This window comes from Paraburkholderia sp. DD10 (assembly GCF_049177125.1).
GTDB lineage: Bacteria > Pseudomonadota > Gammaproteobacteria > Burkholderiales > Burkholderiaceae > Paraburkholderia > Paraburkholderia terricola.
In genome coordinates this window covers 1,669,104-1,685,022 of sequence record NZ_CP185392.1, presented here as the reverse complement: position 1 = coordinate 1,685,022, position 15,919 = coordinate 1,669,104, and the positions used below count along the sequence as shown (strand labels likewise).

General features: G+C 66.0%; 11 protein-coding genes. 6 read left to right on the top strand and 5 right to left on the bottom strand.

Features of this window, described 5'->3' with window-relative positions:
• The first annotated feature begins 157 nt into the window (after positions 1-157).
• Positions 158-1,354, top strand: coding sequence for a GNAT family N-acetyltransferase (locus ACOCG7_RS07665; RefSeq protein WP_421377539.1), 1,197 nt, complete (start codon positions 158-160; stop codon positions 1,352-1,354).
• A gap of 138 nt (positions 1,355-1,492) precedes the next feature.
• On the opposite strand, the gene ACOCG7_RS07660 is transcribed toward ACOCG7_RS07665, so the two are convergent.
• From ACOCG7_RS07660 to ACOCG7_RS07645, 4 genes are all read right to left on the bottom strand, one after another.
• Entirely contained in the window at positions 1,493-1,663 is a 171-nt protein-coding gene (locus ACOCG7_RS07660) for a hypothetical protein (protein WP_167363278.1), read from the bottom strand.
• A gap of 210 nt (positions 1,664-1,873) precedes the next feature.
• The gene (chrA, locus tag ACOCG7_RS07655) at positions 1,874-3,091 is read right to left on the bottom strand and encodes a chromate efflux transporter (protein ID WP_421377536.1); all 1,218 of its coding nucleotides are present in this window, start codon (positions 3,089-3,091) and stop codon (positions 1,874-1,876) included.
• 157 nt (positions 3,092-3,248) lie between these two features.
• A complete protein-coding gene (locus ACOCG7_RS07650; RefSeq protein WP_421377588.1) occupies positions 3,249-5,309 on the bottom strand; it encodes a TonB-dependent siderophore receptor in 2,061 nt (686 codons plus the stop codon).
• Between the two features lie 307 nt (positions 5,310-5,616).
• Positions 5,617-7,605: a sigma-54-dependent Fis family transcriptional regulator gene (locus ACOCG7_RS07645; RefSeq protein ID WP_421377534.1), complete on the bottom strand. Its 1,989-nt coding sequence runs from the start codon at positions 7,603-7,605 to the stop codon at positions 5,617-5,619.
• A gap of 449 nt (positions 7,606-8,054) precedes the next feature.
• On the opposite strand from ACOCG7_RS07645, the gene ACOCG7_RS07640 reads away from it, so the two are divergent.
• The 5 genes from ACOCG7_RS07640 to lipA all read left to right on the top strand — a co-directional run bounded on the left by ACOCG7_RS07640 (position 8,055) and on the right by lipA (position 13,447).
• A complete protein-coding gene (locus ACOCG7_RS07640) occupies positions 8,055-9,137 on the top strand; it encodes an ATP-NAD kinase family protein (protein WP_421377532.1) in 1,083 nt (360 codons plus the stop codon).
• Positions 9,138-9,186: 49 nt separating this feature from the next.
• Positions 9,187-10,170 carry a thiamine pyrophosphate-dependent dehydrogenase E1 component subunit alpha gene (locus ACOCG7_RS07635; protein ID WP_114164545.1) on the top strand — a complete coding sequence of 328 codons (984 nt, stop codon included), beginning with the start codon at positions 9,187-9,189 and terminating at the stop codon, positions 10,168-10,170.
• A 158-nt stretch (positions 10,171-10,328) separates the two neighbouring features.
• Positions 10,329-11,333, top strand: coding sequence for an alpha-ketoacid dehydrogenase subunit beta (locus ACOCG7_RS07630; RefSeq protein ID WP_073428382.1), 1,005 nt, complete (start codon positions 10,329-10,331; stop codon positions 11,331-11,333).
• Between the two features lie 3 nt (positions 11,334-11,336).
• Positions 11,337-12,449 (top strand): acetoin dehydrogenase dihydrolipoyllysine-residue acetyltransferase subunit, encoded by a 1,113-nt coding sequence (locus tag ACOCG7_RS07625; RefSeq protein ID WP_421377529.1) that lies wholly within the window; start codon positions 11,337-11,339, stop codon positions 12,447-12,449.
• A gap of 2 nt (positions 12,450-12,451) precedes the next feature.
• Complete coding sequence (gene lipA, locus ACOCG7_RS07620) at positions 12,452-13,447, top strand: lipoyl synthase (protein ID WP_421377527.1); 996 nt, start codon at positions 12,452-12,454, stop codon at positions 13,445-13,447.
• 24 nt (positions 13,448-13,471) lie between these two features.
• On the opposite strand, the gene ACOCG7_RS07615 is transcribed toward lipA, so the two are convergent.
• Positions 13,472-15,898, bottom strand: coding sequence for a penicillin acylase family protein (locus tag ACOCG7_RS07615; RefSeq protein ID WP_421377525.1), 2,427 nt, complete (start codon positions 15,896-15,898; stop codon positions 13,472-13,474).
• Positions 15,899-15,919: the final 21 nt, after the last annotated feature.

Here is a 15,919-nt window from a genome sequence, read left to right as displayed (position 1 = left end):
CGGCGTGGGTCAGCGTGCGGCGGCGCACACACCTCGGCACACGCTCAGTGCATGCTCGTCTCATCGGTTTCGATCCACGCTGGCGTGCCTTCGCATCGACCGGGCGTGGACAACGAAAGCGGCCCGGCTTGTCGTGAGTCGATAGGGAGAGAGAACCATGCAGCCAGCGCACGCGGCGCGGACAGCGCGGCGCTACGAGGTCATCAGCGACGAAGCCGCATTTCGCGCGTTGCAGCGCGAATGGGACGTGCTGTGGTCGAGGGCGCACGGCCACTACTACCAGTCGTTCAGCTATTGCTGGCTGGCATGGCGGCACGTGTCGAAGCCGCATGGCCGCAGGCTCAAATGCATCGTGTGCCGCGAGGGCGGGCAACTGGTCATGATCTGGCCGCTGGAGACGTGCAGACGCGCGCTCTGGACGTACCTCGTGCCGCTCGGGCCCGAAGGCGGCGACTACACGAGCGTGCTCGTGCAGGACGGCGAAGCGGCGCCGGCCTTGATTGCCGGCGCGTGGGACACCGCGCGCCGACGCTGCGGCGCCGATTTCATCCATCTGCAATACGTGCGGGAGACGCTCGAGCTGTACACGCTCGTGTCGCGGGAACGCAGCGTGTTGTTCGCCGAGGCCCACAACGCGTTTGCCGCGAGACTGCGCGGCCGGGGCGAGCGGAACGGCTGGGACGACTATTGCCGCACGCTCGGCACCTTGTTCGGCAAGCGGCCCGGCGGCTTTGCGAAACGCTTGTCCAGGGAAGGCAAGGTGGCCGTGCGCGTCGTCGACCCGGCCGAGGAGAGCGAAACCGCGTCCATCGTCGAATGGATGCTCAACTGCAAACGCAGTTGGAGCGATCGCGTCGGCAAGCGTAGCGCGTGGCTCGATTCGCCCGAGTACGAGTGTTTTCTGGCCAAGCTGATCCATTCGCCCGACGTGCCTTCGATGGCGCGCCTGATCGTGGTCACGCTGAACGAAGCGCCGGTGGCCGCGATCATCGTCAGTGTGGGCAACCCCTGGGCGAGCGCGATCTTTGCCGGTTACGCCCCGTACTACGGTCGATGCTGCCCTGGCCTCGTCGCGGTCGAGGCATGCGTCAAATGGGCGTTCGACAATGGCTTCGATCTCGATTTCGGCGTGGGAAACGAACGCTTCAAGGCTTACTGGTCGCGCGGCGAGGCGTCCACCGCATGGACCGTGCGAACCGTCAATTCGCTGTGGGGCCTGCTGGCGATTCGCGGGTGGCGTCTCGCGCGATATCTCGGCGCGCGCGTGAAGGGCTTGCGCGAGGCCGGCGCCGCCTCGCCGGAAGCGGCGCGCGTCTTTACGCGTGACGGCAAGCGTGCGACGCGGGTTTCGTGATTCAGGCGTGTGAAGGCCGGTTGCGAGGGGGCACGGATAACGGAACGGTAATCCGCGGGCCCATGCTCCGACCGGTGCGAGTTCCATGTCGGCCGACATGGCGCACGTCGGCAAAAGCGCCAGCAAAAACGCCGGCCGCTAGGAGCGGTCGCGGCTGCGTGCCCGGGTGGCGCCGGTGATCACCGCGACGCCGAGCAGAATGACCGCCACGATCGCAATCGTATGCTGGGCGACATGCAGCGCCAGCAATCCCCACGACACGCCGCCGATCAGAATGATCCAGCCGAGCAGGTAAATGACCAGGGTCATCGGTTTCTCCCTTGTTCGATTCGACGGCCGAAGCGGGCTGCCGGTCAGGAAGCGCCGCCGGTCGCCGAGTGAGCCGTCGATGCGTGTTTATCCCGCTTCCGCGGTGCCGCGCGAGCGCGATTGACGGTTCTATCGAGTAGCAGATTCCGCGCCCGCCCCGGCGCTATCGGTTTGCGTCAAACGAGCAATCGGCATGCGTTCGCCGCCGCCTCAAGCGACCCACCAGGCGAGCGCGGTGGTGATCAGCACCACGGCCCACGACGGCGCGCGCCACCATCCGAGCAGCAGCAACGCGATCAGCACGAGCACGAAGTCCACGCCGCCATGCACCGCGCTCGTCCATACGGGATCGTAGAGCGCGGCGAGCAGAATGCCGACCACCGCCGCGTTGATGCCGGCCATCGCCCGGCGCATCGAGGCGAACGCCCGCAGTTGCCCCCATAGCGGCAGCGCCGCGCCGACCAGCAGGAACGAGGGCAGAAAGATCGCCGCCGTCGCGATCAGCGCGCCGCCAACGCCCGACGGCTGACCCTTGCTGGCCGCGCCGAGAAAGGCCGCGAATGAAAACAGCGGACCCGGCACCGCTTGCGCCGCGCCATAGCCGGCCATGAATTCATTGGTCGAGAGCCAGCCGCGCGGCACGACCACCGCTTGCAGCAGAGGCAGCACCACGTGACCGCCGCCGAACACCAGCGAGCCGACCCGATAAAAAGCCGCGAACAGGTCGAGCGCATGGACGCGCAGCGATGCCGCCAACGCGGGCAGGCCGAACAGCAGCAGCACGAAGGCGCACAGACAGACGAACGCGCCGGCTTTCGTGCCGGGCATGCCGAGCGGCGCACCCGGCACTTCGGTGGACGTCTTCAGGAACGCCGCGCCGGCCACGCCGGCTACGACGATCGACGCGAGCTGTCCGTAGGTCGCGCCGAGCATCACGACCGCCGCCGCCGCGCCGATGGCGAAGGTGGCGCGCGCGCGGTCGGGACACAGCGTGCGTCCCATCGACCACACCGCCTGCGCGACCACCGCCACCGCCGCCAGCTTGAGTCCGTGCACGAGATGCAGCGAGGTTGCGTCGGTCAGATGCGTGAAGCCATACGCGAAGCCGACGAGCAGCACGACGGAGGGCAGCGTGAAGCCGAGCCACGCGGCCAACGCACCGCCGAGTCCGCCGCGCAGCCAGCCGATCGCGATGCCGACCTGGCTGCTGCCTGGCCCCGGCAAGAACTGGCACAGCGCGACGATGTCGCCGAACGTGTGTTCGTCGAGCCAGCGGCGCCGCTTGACGAATTCGTCGCGGAAATAGCCCAGGTGCGCGGCCGGACCGCCGAACGAGGTGAGTCCGAGACGCAGAAAGATGAAGAGAAGCGCCCACGGCGAGGTGCGCGCCGGCACGGCGGCGGTCGACTCGGTGTCTGCAAGGTTCATTCGAATTGACGGAGCGGATGCGGGTAGTCAGCGGCGAAGCGCCGGATGCGCGCGGCCTGATCGGCCCTGCAAAATACCACACGCAACCGGCATCCATCCGCTTGACTGCCCGCGCTCGGGCAAGGCCGTCGGCCAGCCATCCGTCACGACATCCGCCTCAGAACGAGAACGTCGTATTCAGCATGACGAGCCGCGCCTCGCCCTCGGCGATGATCAGATTGCTGTTGCTCGACGGGTAGTACGTCTTGTCGAACACGTTCTTCACGTTGAGTTGCACGCGCGTCGGAATCTTGCCGAGCTTCGTTTCGTAGGCGGCGAACAGATCCGCGACCACGTAGCCCGGCAGCGTGAAGCTGTTGGCGGTGTCGCCGGCGCGCCGGCCGACCAGCCGCGCACCGCCGCCGAAACGCCATTGCCCCGGCAGATACGGCAGCATCGTGTCGTACACGGCGAACACGCTACCCGTATGGCGCGCGGCATTGGCGAGGCGCGTGCCGTCGTCGCGGTCGGTGGCGTTCGTGTACGCGTAGCTGGCAATCAGGCTGACGTGCCGCGTCAACTGGCCGGCCACGTCGAGTTCGACGCCGCGCGAACGCGCGCTGCCGATGGTCGACGTGACATCGCCGTTGGTCACGGCAACGTTGCTCTTGTCGATCTGATAGACCGCGAGCGTGCCGGTGATGCCGGGTTTCAGGTCGAATTTCAGGCCGGCTTCATAGATCCGGCCGCGCTCCGGCGAAAGCGGCTCGCTCACCTCGGTGGCGACGTTCGGCACGAACGACTTGCTGAAGTTCGCGTAGGCGGACAACGCCGGGGTCAGCTTATAAACCAGGCCGAATTGCGGCAGCCACACTTGCCCATGTGAATGGTCCGCGACGACGAACGGCCGCCCGACACCCGAAAGCTGCTGCCAGTTTTCCCAGCGCACGCCGGCCACGGCGATCAACCGATCGGTCAGATGCACCGTGTCCTGCGTGATCAACGAGTAGGTGTGGACCTTCGACAGACTGTCGCTTTGCGTGGCGCTCGGCGTGCCGCCCGCGGCGAGCTTGCCGTAGACCGGGTCGAACAGATCGAAGCCGGACACCGCCTTGCCGCGGATCGTGTCGCCGCGGAACGAGCGCTGGCGTTCGTACTCGCCGCCCACATAGACTTCGTGGCGCATGCCCGCGAGGTTCAGATCGCCGATCGCGCCGATTGTCGCGATCTCGTCGGAATCGTTGCGGCCGAGATTCGCATCCGACGAGCGGCTCATGATGCCGGTCCTGCTGTTGAATGCGCTCGCGCGCGTCAGGTACTGATCGTAGCGGTCGCGGCTCCATCCGTAGGTGACGCGCATGCGCCATTGATCGGAGAAGCGATGTTCCAGCCTGGCCCGCAGCGTCTCCTGCAAGCCCGAGCTTTGCGCCCACGCTTCTTCATAGCGGGTGTAGCGCAGCGCGTCGTCGGGATGACCGTTGACCAGCACCGTGCCGCGGTCGAACGGCGTCGTGTAGTCGACATATTGATAGCTCACGTCGATCGACGTATTCGCATCGTGCCACGACAGCGACGGCGCGATCAGCGCGTCGCGCTGGCGGCCGAAGCTGCGCCAGTAACGCGCGGTGTTGTACTCGCCGGTCAGGCGAAACGCGAGCGTGCCGCCCGCGACCTGGCCCGGCTGGCCGATCGGGCCGGTCAGGTCGAAGCTGGTGCCGCTGCCGCGGTGGCTGGTGTAGGTTGCCGAGAGCGAGCCTTGCAGCGTGTCCTCCGGCTTGCGCGTGATCATGTTGATCACGCCGCCGGGCTCCTGAATGCCGTACAGCAGCGAAGCCGGGCCCTTCAATACCTCGACGCGATCGATCGTCGCCAGATAGTTGTGCAGGATCGGCGAACGGATGCCGTCGACGAGAATCGAGCCGTCGTTATTCGAACCGAAGCCGCGCTTCAGGAACGCGTCGCGCGTGCCGCCCAGCGTGTTGGTCTGCGTGATGCCGCTGACGTTGCCGAGCGCGTCGTCGAGACTGCGTGCCTGCTGATCCTGCATCACGCTCGAACTGACGACCGCGACCGACTGCGGAATCTCGCTGATCTTGCGCTCGATGCCGCTCGACGTCTCGCTGGTGAGCGGCCGGTAACCGGCCGTGGGCTCGACCGTCGGCGACGCATGCACCGACACCGCGGGCAGCTCCTGCGGGTTGGACGGCGGGTCGCCGCCGGCATCGGGCGTGGCGGCCATCGCCGCGTGCGCCGTGGCGGTGCACATCAGCAAGGCGGCCCGCAGGCCAATGTGAAAACGACGATGACGGCCGTGGCGGCCAGGGAGCGCGGTAGTTCGCAGAAAACGCATGTGTCAGGAGAGACGGCACGCCAACCCGCGCGAGGACGCAGCAAGGAAGATGTAGCAACGTACAAGGGAAGTGAAAGATGCCGAAGCTTAAAGTAGATGCGAATCGTTATCAACAAGTCTCTAAAAAAACTCGGCGATGGCGTGCGCAAGCAATGGCTCGTCGGTGAGGGGCAAGCACGAAGATCGAGCGCGAGGATCAACCGCGATGCGGTCCGACGATGCCGAGCTTCGCAATGCGCCGGTATAAGGTCGCGCGTGAGATACCCAACGCCTGGGCGGCGGCGTTGGGCCGCCATTGATGGCGCGTCAGCGCGTCGACGATCCGGGCGCGCTCGTCGCGCGGGTCGTCCTGGGAGTTGGCGAGTGCGTTGGCGAGCGCCTTCGCGTGCATCAGCGTGAGATTGCTCGCGCCGTCAGGCTCCAGCAGCGCCGCGATATCCGGCGCGACGTGCCGCAACTCCACGCGGGAAGAATCGCAAACCGCGCAGGCATAGCGCAGCACATTGCGTAGCTGGCGAATATTGCCCGGCCAGTGAAACGCGGCCAGCCGGTCGGCTAGACGCGCATCGAGCGTGAGGACGTGAGCGGCCATCCGCGCTTCCTCGTCGAACACCGCTTCGATCACGTCGCGAATATCCGCGCGCTCGCGCAACGGCGGCATCGCGAGGCTCGCGCCGCTCAGCCGGTAATAGAGATCCTCGCGGAACGATCCTTCGGCGACCATGCCGGCAAGATCGCGGTGGGTCGCGCAAATCACATCCAGATCCACGCGCACGGGCGCATCGCCGCCGAGCGGCACGACTTCGCCTTCGGCCAGCACGCGCAGCAGGCGCGTTTGCAGATTGAGCGGCATATCGCCGATTTCATCGAGAAACAGCGTGCCGGTATGCGCTTGCGCGATCTTGCCGCGCGCGCCGCGGCTGCGCGCGCCGGTGAACGCGCCGGGCGCATAGCCGAACAGTTCGCTCTCGATCAGCGACTCGGGGATCGCGCCGCAATTCACCGCGATGAACGGCCGTGTGCGCCGCGCGCCCGCATCGTGCAGCGCGTGCGCGAATACCTCCTTGCCGACGCCGGTCTCGCCGAGAATCAGAATCGGCAGCCGCTTGCCGATGATGCGCAACGCCACCGCCGCGTTGCGCGCGATGCGCGGGTCCGCGCTGTGCAGAAAACGGCCGAGCGCGCCGATCGGCGGCTCGTTGCGCGAAGCCGAATGCGGCGATCCCGCGACGCCGTCCGCCACGCCGGCGGTTCCACGCGAGACGCGTTTGAGCGGCGCGCGAATGCGCGCGTACAGCGTCGAGCCGGTTGCGCGCAGACGCAGGCCGACAATCGCATCGGTGCGCGCCACGTCATGCAGATGCACGTCGGAGGTATCGAAGATTTCGTCCATATGACGCGGGCCGTTCAGCGCCGGAATGCATTCGCGCGCCTTGCGATTGGCGGCGACCAGGTTGCCGCATTCGTCGAACGCGATCAGTATTTCGGGCTGCGCCTCGACAAAGTTGCGGCTCGCGTGGCCGAACAGGATCCAGTGCTGCGTGGTTTGATTGAGGAAGTAGCCGTCCTCGATCAGACCGGCGCTTTGCCGCACGAGTTGGAACACGAGCCGCTGACTGTCGCGGTTATCGGGCGACTGCACCGCCGACGCGTCGAGCACGCCGATCATCTCGCCGGTCGGCGCGAAGATCGGCGCGGCGCTGCAGGTGAGCGTCGTGAAGGCCGCGCGAAAATGATCGGTCTTGTGCACGGTGATCGGCGCGAGATCGGTCAGCACGTTCGCCACGCCGCAGGTGCCTTCCTCGCGCTCCGACCAGCACGAACCGATGTACAGCCCCGCATGCTTGAAGTCGCCGCGGCGCTCGCGGTCGATCCGGTAATCGATCGTGACGCCGTGCGCGTCGGTGAGCATCACGCAATAGTCGGCCACGCGAATCATGTCGTGCAGGCGCGTCAGGCACTGGCCCGAAGCGCGCAAAAACGCTTCCTGCCTGCCTTGCACCTCGCGCAATTCCGCCGACGTCAGCACCCGCGGTCCGATCACGGCACCGGGATCGAGCCGGTACTGTTCGAACGATCGCTGCCACGACGAGACGAGGCGCGCGGAATCGGCGGGCGCGGGCAGCCTTCCTTCGATGGCGCCGCGCACGCGGTCGATATGCTGGGTCTGCGAAACGTAGGGCATGGTCGGCTCCGGTCGAGCGACGCCAGTGAGTACAGGCTGTTCTTGTAGCACATCCGGCTTCATCAATCACACTGCAATGCAGCACGCGAGACGCGTGAGACGTTCGTCTCACACGCGCTTGAGACAGCAGGTATCACGCGTGTCATGCGTGGCGTTCAGGCGTGGAAAGGTTTTGCGGGTTGTGTGCAGGCCGCGAGTTCGCGTTCGCATCGTCGCAATGCCTGGCCTTGAGACGCCGCGCAGGTTGCGTCGCACGGCGTTTTTCGACGGCGTCGAATACGCGACGCTCGCTTTTAGCCCTTTAAACAAGGCACTTTCCGGCACATTCACTGTTCGCCGCGAAATTTGGCACAGGCCTTGCAGTGTTCTCCGCACGATACAAGCGCCATTGCTCGAACGCGGCGCTTCCAATACGAGTCCGCGCACGACGCGGGCAGGAGACAAGCACAGTGCCATCACCCGTCACCGTCGGCGTGATCGCGAACCCCGCCTCGGGTCGCGACATTCGCCGCCTCACCACGTATGCGTCGGTGTTTCCGACCGCTGAAAAAGCCAACATGGTCGTGCGCTTGCTCGCGGGACTCGGCGTGCTCGGCGTGGACCGCGTGCTGACGCTGCGCGATCGGACCGGCGTCGCCGCGTTGCTGCTGCGCGCGCTCGACACCCATGCGGCGGTCGCCGCGCAACAGCGCTGGCCGCAAGTCGACTTCATCGAGCAGCCGATCAGCGACAGCGTGAGCGACACGCACGCGGGCGTCACGGCGATGCTGCAAGCGGGCGTCGAACTGATCGCCGTGCTCGGCGGCGACGGCACGCATCGCGCGGTCGCCGCGCATTGCGGCAAGGTGCCGTTGCTCACCTTGTCGACCGGCACCAACAACGCGTTTCCCGATCTGCGCGAGGCGACCGTCGCGGGTCTCGCCGGCGCCCTGGTCGCCTCGGGCGCGGTGCCGGCCGAGGTGGCGCTCATGCGCAACAAGCGCCTCGTGGTGCGTTGTGTCGACGGGCCGAATCGCGGTCGCGAGGAAATCGCGCTGGTCGACGTATGCGTGAGCCGCCAACGTTTCGTGGGCGCGCGAGCCGTGTCCGATCCGGCCGATATCGAAGCGCTCTTTCTCACCTTCGCCTCGCCTGACGGCATCGGCTTGTCGTCGATCGGCGGCGCGTGGGCGCCGGTCGAACGCACGGCGTCGCACGGCTTGCATTTGCGCTTCGCGCGGCCTGGCGGAGTCGGTGCCATCGGCGCGATCGGCGTGCCGATCGTCGCGCCGATCGCGCCTGGCCGCGTCGAGCGCGTGTTCATGCGCACCTGCGAGCGCTTCGAAGTCGGCGTCTGGATGCCGCTCGACACCGAGCACGGCACGCTCGCCTTCGACGGCGAGCGCGAAATCGAACTGGAGCGCGGCGACCGTTATGAAATCGCGCTCGACTGGGACGGACCGCTCACCGTCGACGTCGAACGCACGCTGCGTTATTCGGCGTCGCGGCAACTCGTGCGGGAGGTGGCGAACGTGGCCGCGCATCACAAGTAGGGGTTGGTCGGCAAGCAAACCAAGGCTGTTAACTGAAAGGAGACACACCATGTCGGTTTCGAGTGATTTGAGCAAGGACGAACTGCTGAAGGCGTATCGCATGATGCGCACGATCCGCGAGTTCGAGGAGCGTCTGCACGTGGAATTCGCCACCGGCGAAATTCCCGGCTTCGTGCATCTGTACGCGGGCGAGGAGGCGTCGGCGGTCGGCACGATGCTGCATCTGAACGATGCGGATTATGTGGCGACCACGCACCGCGGCCACGGCCATTGCATCGCCAAGGGCGTCGACGTCCACGGCATGATGGCCGAAATCTACGGCCGTAAGACCGGCGTGTGCCACGGCAAGGGCGGCTCGATGCATATCGCCGATCTGTCGAAGGGCATGCTCGGCGCGAACGGCATCGTCGGCGCGGGCGGGCCGCTGATTTGCGGCGCGGCGCTCGCGGCGAAGTACAAAAAGTCGGGCGGCGTGGGCGTGTGCTTTTTCGGCGACGGCGCGTCGAATCAGGGCGTGATTTTCGAGTCGATGAATCTGGCCTCGGTATGGCGCCTGCCGGCGATTTTCGTCGCGGAGAACAACGGTTATGCGGAAGCGACTTCGTCGACGTGGTCGGTGGCGACCGACAACATCGCGGATCGCGCGAGCGGCTTCGGCATGCCGGGCGTGATCGTCGACGGTTTCGATTTCTTCGCGGTGCACGAGGCGCTTGGCGAAGCGATCGAGCGCGCGCGTCACGGCGGCGGCCCGACGCTCGTCGAAGTGAAGTTCTCACGCTATTTCGGCCACTTCGAAGGCGACGCGCAAACCTATCGCGCGCCGGGCGAAGTGCAAAAGCTGCGCGACGAGAAAGATTGCCTGAAGCGCTTCGAGGAGCGCGTGGTGCGCGCGGAGATGCTTTCGGCGGATCAATTGCGGGGCGTCGATGCCGAGGTCAAGACGTTGATCGACAGCGCGGTGACGCAGGCCAAGGCTGCGCCGCTGCCGACCGCCGAGGACTTGTTGAGCGACGTCTACGTGTCGTATCCCTAACGCACGCGTTGCACATAAGCGATTTGCCAACCTTTTTTTTATGAGACTCGCGACGCGTGGGACAGGAGTAAGCGCTGAAGCGCTAACTCCTGTCGACTCGCTTTGCGTGGGGCCGAAGTAAGCGCTAAAGCGCTAACTCCGGCCGACAGGAGACAGACATGGCACGCAAGATCACATTCTCTCAGGCAATCAACGAAGCACTGAGCCAGGAAATGGCCCGCGATGAAACCGTCATCGTGATGGGCGAGGACAACGCGGGCGGCGCAGGCTCGCCCGGCGAACAGGACGCGTGGGGCGGCGTACTCGGCGTGACGAAAGGCCTCTTTCACAAATATCCGGGCCGCGTGCTCGACACGCCGCTCTCCGAAGGCGGCTATATCGGCGCGGCGGTGGGCGCGGCCGCATGCGGCATGCGGCCGGTGGCGGAGCTGATGTTCATCGACTTCATGGGCGTGTGCTTCGACCAGATCTTCAATCAGGCCGCCAAGTTCCGCTACATGTTCGGCGGCAAGGCGGTGACGCCCGTCGTGATTCGCGCGATGCAGGGCGCGGGCTTGCGCGCGGCGGCCCAGCATTCGCAGATGCTGACTTCGTTGTTCACCCACATTCCCGGCCTGAAAGTGGTGTGCCCGTCCACGCCGTACGACGCGAAGGGGCTGCTGATTCAGGCGATCCGCGACAACGACCCGGTGATTTTCTGCGAGCACAAACTGCTCTACGGCCGCGAAGGCGACGTGCCGGAAGAGTCGTATGCGATTCCGTTCGGCGAGGCCAACGTGGTGCGCGACGGCGACGACGCCACCATCGTCACGTATGGACGCATGGTGCATTACGCCACCGAGGCCGCGCAGAAGCTCGCGAAAGACGGCATCGAGGTCGACGTGATCGACCTGCGCACCACCTCGCCGCTGGATGAGGAAACGATCCTCGAGAGCGCCGCTCGCACGGGGCGCGTGGTGGTGGTCGACGAAGCGAATCCGCGTTGCTCGATCGCCACCGACATCTCCGCGCTGATCGCGCAGCGCGCGTTTCACTCGCTGAAGGCGCCGATCGAAATGGTCACCGCGCCGCACACGCCCACGCCGTTTGCCGGCGTGCTCGAAGACATGTATATCCCGTCGGCGCAGCAGATCGCCGAAGCCGTTCTGAAAGTGAGAGGTTAAGCGATGCCGATTCATATGATCACGATGCCCAAATGGGGCTTGTCGATGGAGCAGGGGCAGGTCAACGGCTGGCTCAAGAACGTCGGCGACAAGGTGGCGAAAGGCGACGAAATACTCGACGTGGAGACCGACAAGATTTCGTCCGGCGTCGAGTGCGCGTTCGACGGCCTCTTGCGGCGGCAGGTCGCGCAAGAGGGCGACACGCTGCCGATCGGCGCATTGCTCGCCGTGGTGGCCGATGCGCAAACGCCGGACGCGGAAATCGACGCGGCGGTCGAAGCGTTCCAGCGCGACTTCGTGCCGGCCAGCGCGGAAGCGGGCGAGAGCGGCCCGCAACCGGAGAAGGCGCAAATCGGCGGGCGCACCGTGCGCTATCTGAAACTCGGCGAAGGCGGCACGCCCGCGGTGCTGATTCATGGCTTCGGCGGCGATCTGAACAACTGGTTGTTCAATCACGCGGACCTCGCCGCGCATCGCACCGTGTGGGCGCTCGATTTGCCGGGCCACGGCGAGTCCGGCAAGGCGGTCGAAACAGGCAGCGCCGATGAACTCGCTGACAGCGTGATCGCGTTCCTCGACGATCGCGGCATCGACAACGCGCATCTGATCGGGCATTCGATGGGCGCGCTGATCGCGATGACAGTCGCGGCGAAAGCACCGCAACGCGTCGCTTCGCTTGCGTTGATCGCGGGCGCGGGGCTGGGCGAGGAGATCAACGGCGACTACCTCGCCGGCTTTGCCGAGGGCAGCAGCCGCAATGCGCTCAAGCCGCATCTGGCGAAACTCTTTGCCGACCCGGCGCTGGTCACGCGTCAACTGGTGGAGGATATCGTCAAGTACAAGCGGCTCGAAGGTGTGAACGACACGCTGCGCAAGATCGCATCCGAGGCTTTCGACGGCAACGTGCAGCGCACGCGCTATCGCGATCGGCTCGCTCAGCTTGCGCCGCGCACGCTGGTGATCTGGGGCGCCGACGATCAGATCATTCCGGCCGCGCATGCGCAAGGCCTGGAGGGCGACATTCGCGTCCATGTGCTCGAAGGCAAGGGGCATATGGTGCAGATGGAAGCGGCCTCCGAGGTCAATCGCCTGCTCGACGATTTTCTGGGACGTTGACGATGAGCGCCGCACTGCATGGCGATAGCGTTACCGCGCTCGGTCAGCACGGCAAGCGCAGCGGCGAGAAGCTCGCGCGGATTCCGGTGAAGATCGTGCCGGTGTCCGACGGCGAAGTCTTGCCGAAGCCCTCGTGGCTGCACGCGAAACCGATGATGAGCGAGACGGTGGCCGGCATTGCGGCGGTCTTGCGCGAACACCGCTTGCATTCGGTTTGCGAGGAGGCGATGTGTCCGAACATCGGCGAGTGTTTCGCGCAACGCACGGCCACCTTCATGATCATGGGCGGCATCTGCACGCGGCGTTGTGCGTTTTGCGACGTCGCGCACGGCCGCCCCGCGCCGCTCGATGACGAGGAACCGCAACGCCTCGCCCATGCGGTCGCGGCGCTCGGCTTGCGCTATGTCGTCGTGACCTCGGTGGATCGCGACGATCTGCGCGACGGCGGCGCCGCGCATTTTGCGCGCTGCGTCGCGTTGTTGCGTGAGCGCATGCCGGGCATCCGGGTCGAAGTGCTGACGCCGGATTTTCGTGGCCGTGTCGAGCGGGCCTTGGCCGCGCTCTCGCAAGCGTGGCCGGATGTCTTCAATCACAACCTCGAAACGGTGCCGTCGCTGTATCGGGCGGCGCGCGCCGGCGCGGATTACCGCGGCTCGCTGCAATTGCTGGCGCGTGTGAAAGAGGCGAACGCGTCGGTATTGACGAAGTCGGGTTTGATGGTCGGCCTTGGAGAAGCCGACGACGAATTGCTCGACACGATGCGCGATTTACGCGCGCATCGTGTCGATATTCTGACTCTCGGCCAGTACCTCGCGCCGTCGCGTTTTCATCTGCCGGTGCGCCGGTATGCGACGCCCGAGCAGTTTGCCGCGTGGCGCGAGGCGGGTTTGCAGATGGGCTTTCGCGAGGTGGTGGCCGGTCCGCTGGTGCGGTCCTCGTATCATGCGGACCGGGTCGCGGACACGGCTAGCCATGCGTTGATTGGCGAGCAGGCATGAGCCTGGGTCGGGCGCGCTATTCCGCTACCTGGTTTGCGCGCCCGGCACGAGGCGAATGCGTTTTTCGGCGGCGGCTTCCACTGCCGCGCGCGAATAGAGCAGGGGAAAGTACTCGCCGTTGAGCCACATCGTCGCGAGGTCGCGATAGTGCGGGCTGTCGGGATCGCCGGATTCGCCCGGCAGATTCACCGCGCGCGAGTTGTCCCAGTTGCCCACGTCGACGATCACGCGAAACGACGGTCCGTTGGTTTGCCGGAAGTCGCTCGCGCGATACGTCGACTGGTTCGGCGTGTACGCGCTGCCGCCCTTGCCGGTGGGGCCGACGTTGAGCTTCGCGCGCATGTCCGCGTCGACCAGATCGGCGAACGGATGCGCGTTCAGGTTCGTTTGCAGCTTGCCCCATTGCCATTGGCCCGCATCCGCGCCTTGCAGGCTCACCATTTCCGCGTAGGCGTCGCGCAGGCTCGCCAGCAGCACGGCGTCGCGCTTCGTCGCCGCGTTCTCACCGAAGCGCGTCTCGGGATGCTCCAGCGAATCGAGCATGACGGCGGTATCGGGCGCGGCGAACGCCGCCGCCGCGGCCTTCGGCAACACGGCTTGCTTGAAGGCGCGGCCCAGGTGACGGCTGAGCCAGATTTCTTCCAGCGCGGCTTGCGGGGAGTCGGCGCGCATCTGCGCGTCCCAACCCTTCAGCATCGCGAGCGCGGCGCGCGTGTCCGGGTCGTCGCTGGAAAGCGGTGCGACGAGCGCGACCAGCCGGCGTGCCGGGATCGATTCGATATCGTTCTGCAAGCGCTCGGAATCCTCGATCGACACCTTCGGCAGCGCCTTCAACACTTCGTCGATGCGTTGATGCCGCGAGCCGTTGGTCCATTCGAAGCCGAGCTTGCGCTCGGCATACGGATAGCCGGCCGGCAGATTCATCTCGTTCGACGTGGTGAAGTAGCCGTCGGGCGGATCGTAGGCCGAGGGCATCTCATCGCGCGGCCAGTAGCCGGCCCATTCGTAGCGGCCGTCGCCCGGCACCGGCATCAGGCCGTCCCAGTTGGGGCGCTTCGGCGCGAGACCGCTCGGCACCCAGCCGATGTCGCCGTGCGTATCCGCATACACCTGATTGACGGTCGGCGCGCCCCAGGTCGAGAGCGCCTGCTTGAACTGCGTGAAATTTTTCGCGCGCATGTAGCGCACGGAATCGAAATACGGCGACATGCCCGGCGCGAGCCACGCGGTGCGCACGGCGAATGCGCGATGTTTCGCGTCCTCGGTATAGATCACCGGTCCGTGCCGCGTGAACGCGAGATCGGCGACGACGGGCGCGCCGCCCCGCACGTCAATCGTCTCGCGCACGACGCGCATCGGCTCCCAGCGGTCCCGATAGCGGTATTGACGCGGATTCGCCGGATTCAATTCATAGACGTACAGGTCTTCCTGATCGATGTTGAAGATCGTCAGGCCGAACGCGATCGCGCCGTTATGTCCGATCGACACGCCTGGCGCGGACGGCTCTCCGCCGCCGATGATGTCGAGCGTCGGCGTGCTGATCTGCTGGATATAGCGCAGGCTCGGCGCCGCATACGCGCGGTGCGGATCGTTCGCCATGATCGCGCGGCCCGTCGCCGATCTGGCCGGCGCGATCACCCAGTTGTTGCTGCCTTCCGTCACTTCCTCGGGGTTGTCCGCGGCGGCGATCACGGTGGCCGATGCGTCGGCGCTTTTCAGCGATTCGCGCGTGACGCGCACGCCTTGCGTGGCGAGGGTGAAAACCTTGAGCACATCGTCGGGCAGGCACGGATCGAGTCCTTCCGGGCTATGCGGCTGCCATGCCGGCTGAAGGCCGAAGCGCACCGAATCGGCCGCGAGCGAACTCTTGCAGGCCACCTTCGCGCGCGCGACCTCGCTTGTCAGGTTGCGCGTGAGGCCGTGGCTGCGAATGCGCACGACGTCGTCGGCGGACCACTTCGCGGGCCAGTAGCCGACCTTGCGAAACTCATAGGGCATCTGGTCGGGATGCGCGGCCAGCCAGTCGATATACGCGTTCACGCCGGCGGCAAAGCGCGAGGCCACCGGTTTTGCGTCGGGTCCGTAGCGTTTCCATTCCGCGTTCATGTCGCCGCGATAGAGAAAGAGACGCGCGGCTTTGTCCTGTTCGACGTAGGCCGGACCGAACACCTCGGCAAGCTGGCCGAGGCCGCGGCGGCGCCACAGGTCGATCTGGAACAGCCGGTCGCGCGCCGCGTTGAAGCCTTGCACGAAGAACGCGTCGCTTTCGTTCGCCGCGAAGATATGCGGCACGCCCCAACGGTCGATCAGGATGTCCGAGGGTCGAGCGAGGCCTTCGAGGGTGATCGTTTCCACGGGAATTTCAGCGGCGCGCGCGGCATGCGCTGTCGCTGCCAGTGCGGTGAATCCTGCGTATGCGATGAGCGCGATGATCTTGCGGGCCGGCTGCATGTTTCCTCCATGTTGTTGCAG